Below are 9,382 nucleotides of genomic sequence, written 5' to 3'. Positions count from 1 at the left end.
AATCGCTGCCGTCAGCGTCGTCTTGCCATGGTCCACGTGGCCGATCGTGCCCACGTTGACGTGGGGCTTGGTCCGTTCGAATTTACCTTTTGCCATTTTGAATCTCCAAAGAGCAATGCCTGTGTTGGGGTTTAACGTCTGCACCCGATTGCTGGTTCGTCCCGCACAGGGCAACAGGACGGCACCGGGTCGCAGATTGCAAGAATATTGCTACTGTTTTAATAGCTATTTGCGCTTGATAGACAAGCGCCAACGGCCATTTTTAATCAAAAATCAAGGATGAAGACCTGCCAGGGCAGGCCTTCATCCAAAGCGCATCACTTGGCGCGTGCAGCCATGATGGCTTCCGACACGTTGCGAGGCGCTTCGCTGTAGTGCTTGAATTCCATCGAGTACGTGGCGCGACCTTGCGTTGCGGAACGCAGCGTGGTCGAGTAGCCGAACATTTCCGACAGAGGCACTTCGGCGCGGATGGCCTTGCCACCGCCAGGAATGTCTTCCATGCCTTGCACCATGCCGCGGCGCGAGGACAGGTCACCCATCACGTTGCCGGCGTAGTCTTCAGGCGTTTCCACTTCCACGGCCATCATGGGTTCCAGAATGACCGGGCCAGCCTTGCGGCAGCCTTCCTTGAAGCCAAAGATGGCAGCCATCTTGAAGGCGAGTTCGTTCGAGTCCACATCGTGGTACGAACCGAAGTGCAGCGTGACCTTGACGTCCACCACGGGGTAGCCAGCCAGCACGCCTTGCGTGACGGCTTCGTTGATGCCCTTTTCAACCGCAGGGATGAATTCACGAGGAACCACACCACCCTTGATCGCGTCGACGAACTCGATGCCCTTGCCAGCTTCGTTGGGTTCGATCTTGAGCACGACGTGACCGTACTGGCCCTTACCGCCGGACTGGCGCACGAACTTGCCTTCGGCTTCTTCCACCGTCTTGCGGATGGTTTCACGGTAGGCAACCTGGGGCTTGCCCACGTTGGCTTCCACGCCGAATTCACGCTTCATGCGGTCCACGATGATTTCCAGATGCAGCTCGCCCATACCGGCGATCAGCGTCTGGCCCGATTCTTCATCGGTCTTCACGCGGAAGGATGGATCTTCAGCGGCCAGGCGTTGCAGGGCAATGCCCATCTTTTCCTGGTCGGCCTTGGTCTTGGGCTCCACAGCCTGCGTGATCACAGGCTCAGGGAACACCATGCGCTCCAGAATGATCTGGGAGTCGATGTCGCTCAGCGTTTCGCCAGTCGTCACGTCCTTCAGGCCCACGCAGGCAGCGATGTCGCCGGCGCGAATTTCTTCGACTTCCTGACGCTCATTCGCGTGCATCTGCACGATACGGCCAATGCGTTCCTTCTTGCCCTTGATCGGGTTGTAGACGGTGTCGCCCTTGGTCAGCACGCCCGAGTACACGCGCACGAAGGTCAGCTGACCCACGAACGGGTCGGTCATCAGCTTGAACGCCAGTGCCGAGAACTTTTCGCCGTCATCCGCCTTGCGGGTCACGGGGTTTTCGTCTTCGTCGGTACCCGTCACGTCCGCGATGTCCGTGGGTGCTGGCAGGTAGTCGATGACGGCGTCCAGCATGCGCTGCACACCCTTGTTCTTGAACGCAGTGCCGCACAGCATCGGGTGGATTTCCGTAGCGATGGTGCGGGTGCGCAGACCGAACTTGATCTCGTCTTCGGAGAGGTCACCCTCTTCGAGGTACTTGTTCATCAGCTCTTCAGAGGCTTCAGCAGCAGCTTCCACCATCTTTTCGCGCCATTCCTTGGCCGATTCGAGCAGGTCAGCAGGAATTTCTTCGTAGCTGAACTTCATGCCCTGGGATGCTTCGTCCCAGATGATGGCCTTCATCTTCAGCAGATCGACCACGCCGGTGAACTTATCTTCCGCGCCGATCGGGATCACCACGGGCACGGGGTTGGCCTTCAGGCGCAGCTTCATCTGGTCATAGACCTTGAAGAAGTTGGCACCCGTACGGTCCATCTTGTTCACGAATGCCAGACGTGGCACCTTGTACTTGTTGGCCTGGCGCCAGACGGTTTCCGACTGGGGCTGCACGCCGCCCACGGCGCAGTACACCATGCAGGCGCCGTCGAGCACGCGCATGGAACGCTCCACTTCAATCGTGAAGTCCACGTGGCCGGGGGTGTCGATGATGTTGAAACGGTGCTCAGGGTAGGAGTTGTCCATACCCTTCCAGAAGCAGGTTGTGGCAGCCGAGGTGATCGTGATGCCGCGCTCTTGCTCTTGCTCCATCCAGTCCATGGTGGCAGCGCCATCGTGCACTTCGCCAATCTTGTGGCTCACGCCCGTGTAGAACAGAATACGTTCGGTGGTCGTGGTCTTGCCAGCGTCAATGTGGGCCGAGATACCGATATTGCGGTAGCGCTCGATGGGAGTCTTGCGAGCCATGGTGGATCCTTGGATGGGTCGTGTTATTCGGGGGACGGGGCCGCCATTGTGGCGCTGCAGCCCGTCAATTTTGTGACCGCCTCAATCGCCACAAGGCTGCAGGCAAAAATGCCGGCAGCCTTGCGCTTGACGACGAAGCGATGCGTCGATTTAGAAGCGGAAGTGGCTGAATGCCTTGTTGGCTTCGGCCATGCGGTGAACTTCGTCACGCTTCTTCATGGCACCACCGCGGCCTTCGGTCGCTTCAAGCAGCTCGTTGGCCAGACGCTGGGCCATCGACTTTTCGCCGCGCTTGCGGGCAGCTTCCTTGATCCAGCGCATGGACAGGGCCAGGCGACGGACAGGACGCACTTCGACTGGCACTTGGTAGTTGGCACCGCCCACACGGCGGGACTTCACTTCGACCATGGGCTTCACGTTGTTGATGGCAACGGTGAAGGCTTCCAGCGGGTCCTTGTCAGGGTGCTTCTTCTCGATCAGTTCCAGGGCACCGTAAATGATGCGCTCTGCAACCGCCTTTTTGCCGCCTTCCATGATCACGTTCATGAATTTGGACAGCTCTACATTGCCGAACTTAGGATCCGGCAGGATTTCACGTTTGGGGACTTCGCGACGACGTGGCATTTTTTCACCTCATATTGCTTCAGTTGGCATCTTTTCAGACACCGCGAGATTCATTCAGAACCCCACTTACTCGACCCACACGGAACACACCGCGCTTGGGGTCACTTCGTTTGACTGCGCCTGCCTGGCGAATCAAACACCGATGGAGACACAACCGCCAGGGCTTATTTGGCCTTGGGCTTCTTGGCACCGTACTTGGAGCGCGATTGCTTGCGGTCTTTCACGCCTTGCAAATCGAGCGAACCGCGCACGATGTGGTAACGCACACCGGGCAGGTCCTTGACACGACCGCCGCGAACCAGCACGACGCTGTGTTCTTGCAGGTTGTGGCCTTCGCCGCCGATGTAGGAAATGACTTCGAAACCGTTGGTCAGGCGAACCTTGGCGACCTTCCGCAGAGCGGAGTTAGGCTTCTTAGGCGTCGTGGTGTACACACGGGTGCACACACCGCGGCGCTGGGGAGAGTTTTCCATCGCAGGGCTCTTGGACTTGATCTTTTCGACCTCGCGCCCCTGACGGACTAGTTGATTGATGGTTGGCATGAATACGTCCCTAAACGTAAAAAACGAAAACGTGAAACCCTTCGGAATTTCCGAAAAGCCTTCTAATGTAGCAGCAAGGGGGTAAAGAGGCAAGCCGCAGCGGCTTTCTCAAAAAACCACGCCACACGGATGGCCTGAACCTGCCATTGCCGACGGCCGTCGAAAGCGCACGGCAAATGTGAGGGCAGCCGTGCAAGGGCCGCCCCGCCGCACTGGCTGCGTCCCCCTTCCCGAATGGTGCAGCCATTCGAGAGGAGGGGTGAAGGCGCGAAAGCGCCTCAGGGGGTTGCCCCCTATTTAATCCAAAGCCGGATCGCGTCCCAGGCACGCCCCAGGATGCCCGCCTGCTCCACACCTTCCAGCGCCACCAGGGGCACTTCGGCCAGAGCCTGCTCGCCCAGGACCACCTTCAGGGTGCCCACGGACTGGCCCTTGGTGAATGGAGCGACCAGCGGATCAGGGCGCGCGATCTGGGTGGTGATCTTGCCGGCGCTGCCCGCAGGCACGGCCACCACGATGGCATCCTCGCGCCCGATCTTGAGGGTGTTTTCCGTGCCCTTCCAGACGGCGGGCGTGGCCACGGGTTTGCCGGCGTCGAACAGCTTGACGGCTTCAAACGCGGTATAGCCCCAGTTCAGCAGCTTCTGGCTTTCGTTCGCGCGCGCGTTTTCGCTGGCGGCGCCGAGCACGATGGACAACAGGCGGCGCTGACCCACGCCCGGGAACTCACGCTTGGACGTGGCCACCAGGCAGTAGCCGGCGGCCGCAGTGTGGCCGGTCTTGAGGCCATCCACCGTCGGGTCGCGGAACAGCAGCGAGTTGCGGTTGCTGCCGTTCGACGCGGGGGTGCCCGGGTAGCTGTACTGCTTGGTGGAGTAGTAGTGCATGTACTCCGGGAAGTCCTTCATCAGGCGCACGGCCAGCACCGAGAGGTCGCGCGCCGTGGTGGTGTGGCCGGGTTCGGTCAGGCCTTCGGGGTTCTTGTAGCTCGTGCCTTTCATGCCCAGGGCCTGGGCCTGGTCGTTCATGAGCTTGACGAAGTTCTCGGCCGTGCCGCCTACGCCCTCGGCCAGGGCCATGGTCGCGTCGTTGCCCGACTGGACGATCATGCCCTTGATGAGGTCTTCCACGGGGACCTGCATCTTGGGGTCGATGAACATGCGCGAGCCGGGCATCTTCCAGGCGCGCACACTCACGGGCAGCTTCTGGTCCAGCGCGATTTTCTTGGCGCGCAGGGCGTCGAACACCAGGTAGCCCGTCATGAGCTTGGTCAGCGAGGCCTGCTCCACGGGGGCGTCGATGTCCTTGGCGGCCAGCACCTGATTGGCCGTGACGTCCACCAGCAGATACGTGCGCGCAGCAATTTCAGGGGGCTGGGGCGCCTGGGCAAGGGCTCCGAAGGCGGCTGGCGCCACGGCAGCAAAGACGGCCAGGGATCGCAGCGCGGACAAAATTCGTTTCATGGGCAATAAGGGGCTGGAGAGGCTTAAAAAAAGAGGAAGAGAGGGAGGGGACGGGCCATGCGCACGGCGCGAGCGCCCGGCGAACCGGCATGGGCCAGGGCGTTCAGCCCCCCGATTGCAGGTGGCGCACCACCAGATTTTTCAGAAGCGGCAATTGTCCGTGAAAGAAATGCCCCCCTGCGGGAATGACTGTGACAGGCAGTATCTGGGGCCGCGCCCAGTCCATCACAGCGGCCAGCGGCACAGTGTCGTCGTGCTCGCCGTGCACGACCAGGGTGCGCAGATGGGCATCGAGCGGCACTGGGGCAACGGCAAAACGGCTGGCTGCCGTGCCCACGAGCACCGCCTGGTCCACGCGACCCTGCGGCCAGAGGGCGGCCAGCGCATGGCTGGTGACAAATGCGCCAAACGAGAATCCCGCCAGCGCAATCCGCTGGCCAGCGGCAGCAGGCGCCACCTGCTCCACCACGGCCAGCAGGTCCTGCAGCTCGCCCTGGCCTTCGTCGTACACGCCTTCGGTGGCGCCCACGCCGCGAAAATTGAAGCGCACGGCCGTCCAGCCACACTGCACAAAGGCGCGCGCCAGCGTCTGCACCACCTTGTTGTCCATGGTGCCGCCAAACAGCGGATGGGGGTGCGCAATGATGGCCACGCCACGGGGCGCCGCAACACCGTCGGCCAGCGTGGCAGCGTCACGCACGGCCTCGATGGCGCCTGCGAGGCCGGACAGGGTCAGGCGTTCGGTCTGGGCATTCACGGATTTACTACCAAATTAATAGCTGCTTGCGCTTGATGGATAAGCGCTAGCAGCCAAAATAATTCAAAAACGGATCGACGAGACGGATGGAGGCGCATTCAGCGGCCAAGTTCCGCCGGCGTGACCAGGCGCTCCACCACCTGGCCGTTTTTCAGGTGCGATTCGACGATCTCGTCAATGTCAGCCGCGTCCACATAGGTGTACCAGGTGCCCTCGGGGTAGACCACCGCGACAGGGCCGCCCGCGCAGCGGTCCAGGCAGCCGGCCTTGTTCACGCGCACCTTGCCGGCCCCCGCCAGGCCTGCCGCCTTGACCTGGGCCTTGCAGCGGTCAAAACCCGCCTGGGCGTTGTGGTGGGCGCAGCTGTCCTCACCGTTGGTGCGTTCGTTCAGGCAGAAGAAGATGTGGCGCTGGTAGTAGCCGGGCGCTGCGGCCGGTGCGGTGGTGGTGTCGCTCATCCCTGCATTTTACGAACCCACGCCGCGAGAGAGGGGAAGGCGGCTCAGGGAGCGCCCTCTCTCCTCGACACACGCAGCAGCACATAAAGCAGCGTGGCATAGGGCCACAACCACCCCAGCCACTGGCCCAGGCCGTAGAAGCGGATGAACCGGCCCTGCTCCCAGATCTGCAGCGTCTGCGCAAAATAGGCGCTGGTGGGCGCCTGGTTGAGCAGCGCCAGGTGCCAGACCAGGGCCACCAGCAGCACGGCGGCGCAGGCGCGCCGGGGCAGGGCCAGCAGCAGCACCGCCAGCGCCAGCGCGCCCCACACGCCCACCCGCGTGGGCAGGCCCATCCACTCCCAGGCATGCACGGGGCCCCAGCTCAGGGCCGCCGACAGCGCGGTCAGCGTAACCCCCACGGCGACGACACCCAGGGCAAACAGCGCGCGCCGGCCCACGGAGCGGATCACGCAGTAGCCCAGCAGGCACGGGGCCAGCAGGCCCAGCGTCACGCACAGCAGCTCTCCGCTGGGCGAAAGGGGGTCGAACACAGCCTCGCGCAGCGGCAGCCATTCCAGAAAGGGGGTGTCTTCCAGCACCTCGATGAGCGCGGCCTCCAGCCGTTCCAGCACCTGCCCCAGCCCGAACGGCACGGCCGCCGGGAACAGCAGCGCCAGGGGCCACAGGGCCAGCAGCACGATGGCGCCGCTGGCGTCCTGCACAAACCAGCGCCCTCTGAAATCGCTCCAGCGGTCGATGGCGCCCAGGCGCTCCAGCAGCGCGGCGCTCAGCGCCCCCGCCAGGGTGCCCGCCGCGTTGAGCAGCAAGTCCAGATTGGAGGGCACGCGCCGGGGCAGGTAGATCTGCAGGAACTCCATGGCCAGCGACAGCAGCATGCCCACCAGCGTGGCCAGCAGCACGGCGCCACGCCCCCAGCCCGAGCGCAACATGGCCAGCACCAGCAAAAAACCCAGCGGCGCATAACCCACGACATTGGTGGCGATGTCAAAGCCCGTCCAATACGGCGGGGGCAACGGTGCCAGCAGGAACACCAGGGGGTCAATGCCCTGGGCGCGCCAGCCGTCAAACGGAAACAGACTGGCAAAGACGATAAGCGCCGTGTAGATCAGCGCCAGGGGCCAGGCGGAGGTCTTGGGCACCGACACCGCTTTCAGGCTATGGGCTGTTCAGTGCGCACTGTGGCCCGCAGCGCATGCAACGGGCGCAGCACAAGCGCAGGACGCCAAACAAGGGCCGCCCCGCTGCGAGGGCGTCGTCCCCTTGCCCGCAGTGCGCAGCGCTGCGAGAGCGGGGGGAAGGCGCACAGCACCTCAGGGGGGTGTTCCATGTCAGAACGGCTTGACCACCACCAGCACCACCGCAACCAGCAGCAGCACCACGGGCACCTCGTTGAACCAGCGGAACCACGCATGGCTCCTGCGGCTGGTGCCGTTGGCCAGCTTGCGCAGCAGCACGCCGCAGGCGTGGTGGTAGCCGATCACCAGCAGCACCACCGCCAGCTTGGCGTGCATCCAGCCATTGCCAGGGCCCCGGCCGATGCCGTAGCCCATCCACAGCCACGCGCCCAGCGCCAGCGCGGGCACGGCCAGCAGCGTGGTAAAGCGCAGAAGCTTCCTGGCCATGAGCAGCAGGCGGTCACGCTCGGCGGCCGAGCCCGGCGCGACCATCGCCAGGTTGACGAAGATGCGCGGCAGGTAGAAAAGGCCAGCAAACCAGCTGGCCACGAAGACGATGTGAAAGGCTTTGACCCAGAGCATGGAGGCAGTTTAAGGGCCCGTGCCGGCCGCCCAGGGCCGCGCCAAAAAAAAGCCCGGCAAATCCGCCGGGCCGGGAAAGCCTGTTTTGCATCGCTGCAACCCGAGGCCCCGCTCAGGGAGGGAAAGCGGGGGGCAGCAAGCCGCCCGGCGCCAATTTAGCACCGGGCAAGGGGTGTTACAAGCGGCATTTTCAATGTGAGAGGGCGTCGCAATGATGTTTGAAACCGGCGCGCCCCATGCCAGTGCACCCGTGGATCCAGCTTCGCCAGCCCAGGGGTGCGTCCCCCTTTGGGGGAAGCCGCGCAGCGGCTCAGGGGGATAATCTCGCGATGCATCTCCAAAGCCCCGCCCCCTTCCCCCAGAACCGCCCGCGCCGCCTGCGCCGCGATGCGTTTACGCGCAACCTGGTGCGCGAAAACGCCGTCACGCCACACGACCTGATCTACCCCGTGTTCGTGCACGAGGGCCAAGGCCGCAGCGAGGCCGTGACCTCCATGCCCGGCGTGGACCGCCTGAGCCTGGATCTGCTGCTGGCGGTGGCCGAGGACTGCGTGAAACTGGGCATTCCGGTGCTGGCGCTGTTCCCGGCGATTGACCCGTCGCTCAAGACGCCCGACGGCAAGGAGGCGCTGAACCCCGACGGCCTGATCCCGCGCGTGGTGCGGGCGCTCAAGAAGGAATTCCCCGCCCTGGGCGTAATGACCGATGTGGCGCTGGACCCGTACACCAGCCACGGCCAGGACGGCGTGCTGGACGCCACCGGCTACATCATCAATGACGAGACGGTGGAGATCCTCACCGGCCAGGCACTCACGCATGCCGAGGCGGGCGTGGACATCGTCGCGCCCAGCGACATGATGGATGGCCGCATTGGCGCGATCCGCGAGGCGCTGGAGGTGCAAGGCCATATCCACACCCGCATCATGGCCTACAGCGCCAAGTACGCGAGCGCCTTCTACGGCCCCTTCCGCGACGCCGTGGGCACGCGCGGCGCCCTAGGCAAGGCCGACAAGAACGTCTACCAGATGGACCCCGGCAACAGCGACGAGGCCCTGCGCGAGGTGGCCATCGACATCGCCGAAGGTGCCGACATGGTGATGGTCAAGCCCGGCATGCCCTACCTGGACATCGTGCGCCGCGTGAAGGACGAGTTCCACGTGCCCACGTTCGCCTACCAGGTCAGCGGCGAGTACGCCATGATCAAGGCCGCTGCCGCGAATGGCTGGCTCGATCACGACGCCGTGATGATGGAAAGCCTGCTGGCCTTCAAGCGCGCAGGCGCCGATGGTGTGCTGACCTACTTCGCGCGCGATGCTGCGCGTTTGCTCCGGAAATAATAGCAATTAGCGCCGGATGGA

10 protein-coding genes are annotated in these 9,382 nt (G+C 63.5%); 1 reads left to right on the top strand and 9 read right to left on the bottom strand.

Going from position 1 to position 9,382, the window contains the following annotated elements; genetic code table 11:
• From ASE52_RS25320 to ASE52_RS19410, 9 genes are all read right to left on the bottom strand, one after another.
• Positions 1 to 96 (bottom strand): GTP-binding protein (locus ASE52_RS25320; protein ID WP_033470817.1); only part of this gene is annotated, 96 nt, incomplete at its 3' end.
• Between the two features lie 221 nt (positions 97 to 317).
• Positions 318 to 2,420 (bottom strand): elongation factor G, encoded by a 2,103-nt coding sequence (gene fusA / locus ASE52_RS19445; RefSeq protein WP_057228435.1) that lies wholly within the window; start codon positions 2,418 to 2,420, stop codon positions 318 to 320.
• A gap of 150 nt (positions 2,421 to 2,570) precedes the next feature.
• Positions 2,571 to 3,044, bottom strand: a complete 474-nt coding sequence (rpsG, locus tag ASE52_RS19440; protein WP_005798541.1) for a 30S ribosomal protein S7 — start codon at positions 3,042 to 3,044, stop codon at positions 2,571 to 2,573.
• Between the two features lie 164 nt (positions 3,045 to 3,208).
• Entirely contained in the window at positions 3,209 to 3,586 is a 378-nt protein-coding gene (rpsL, locus tag ASE52_RS19435) for a 30S ribosomal protein S12 (protein WP_007851137.1), read from the bottom strand.
• 293 nt (positions 3,587 to 3,879) lie between these two features.
• The gene (locus ASE52_RS19430) at positions 3,880 to 5,049 is read right to left on the bottom strand and encodes a D-alanyl-D-alanine carboxypeptidase family protein (RefSeq protein WP_057228433.1); all 1,170 of its coding nucleotides are present in this window, start codon (positions 5,047 to 5,049) and stop codon (positions 3,880 to 3,882) included.
• Between the two features lie 103 nt (positions 5,050 to 5,152).
• Positions 5,153 to 5,806, bottom strand: coding sequence for an alpha/beta hydrolase (locus ASE52_RS19425; protein ID WP_057228431.1), 654 nt, complete (start codon positions 5,804 to 5,806; stop codon positions 5,153 to 5,155).
• A 98-nt stretch (positions 5,807 to 5,904) separates the two neighbouring features.
• A complete protein-coding gene (locus ASE52_RS19420) occupies positions 5,905 to 6,264 on the bottom strand; it encodes a hypothetical protein (protein WP_057228429.1) in 360 nt (119 codons plus the stop codon).
• A 44-nt stretch (positions 6,265 to 6,308) separates the two neighbouring features.
• Positions 6,309 to 7,406 carry a VanZ family protein gene (locus ASE52_RS19415; protein ID WP_057228605.1) on the bottom strand — a complete coding sequence of 366 codons (1,098 nt, stop codon included), beginning with the start codon at positions 7,404 to 7,406 and terminating at the stop codon, positions 6,309 to 6,311.
• A gap of 189 nt (positions 7,407 to 7,595) precedes the next feature.
• The gene (locus ASE52_RS19410; protein ID WP_010467126.1) at positions 7,596 to 8,024 is read right to left on the bottom strand and encodes a CopD family protein; all 429 of its coding nucleotides are present in this window, start codon (positions 8,022 to 8,024) and stop codon (positions 7,596 to 7,598) included.
• A 329-nt stretch (positions 8,025 to 8,353) separates the two neighbouring features.
• Here ASE52_RS19410 and hemB point away from each other — a divergent pair, with 329 nt between their 5' ends.
• Positions 8,354 to 9,361, top strand: a complete 1,008-nt coding sequence (hemB, locus tag ASE52_RS19405; protein WP_010467124.1) for a porphobilinogen synthase — start codon at positions 8,354 to 8,356, stop codon at positions 9,359 to 9,361.
• Positions 9,362 to 9,382: the final 21 nt, after the last annotated feature.

It is taken from the genome of Acidovorax sp. Root275 (genome assembly GCF_001428965.1).
Taxonomy (GTDB): Bacteria; Pseudomonadota; Gammaproteobacteria; order Burkholderiales; family Burkholderiaceae_C; genus Acidovorax; species Acidovorax radicis.
Note: the sequence above shows the minus strand (reverse complement) of the source record. Positions and strands in the feature narration are given on the sequence as shown.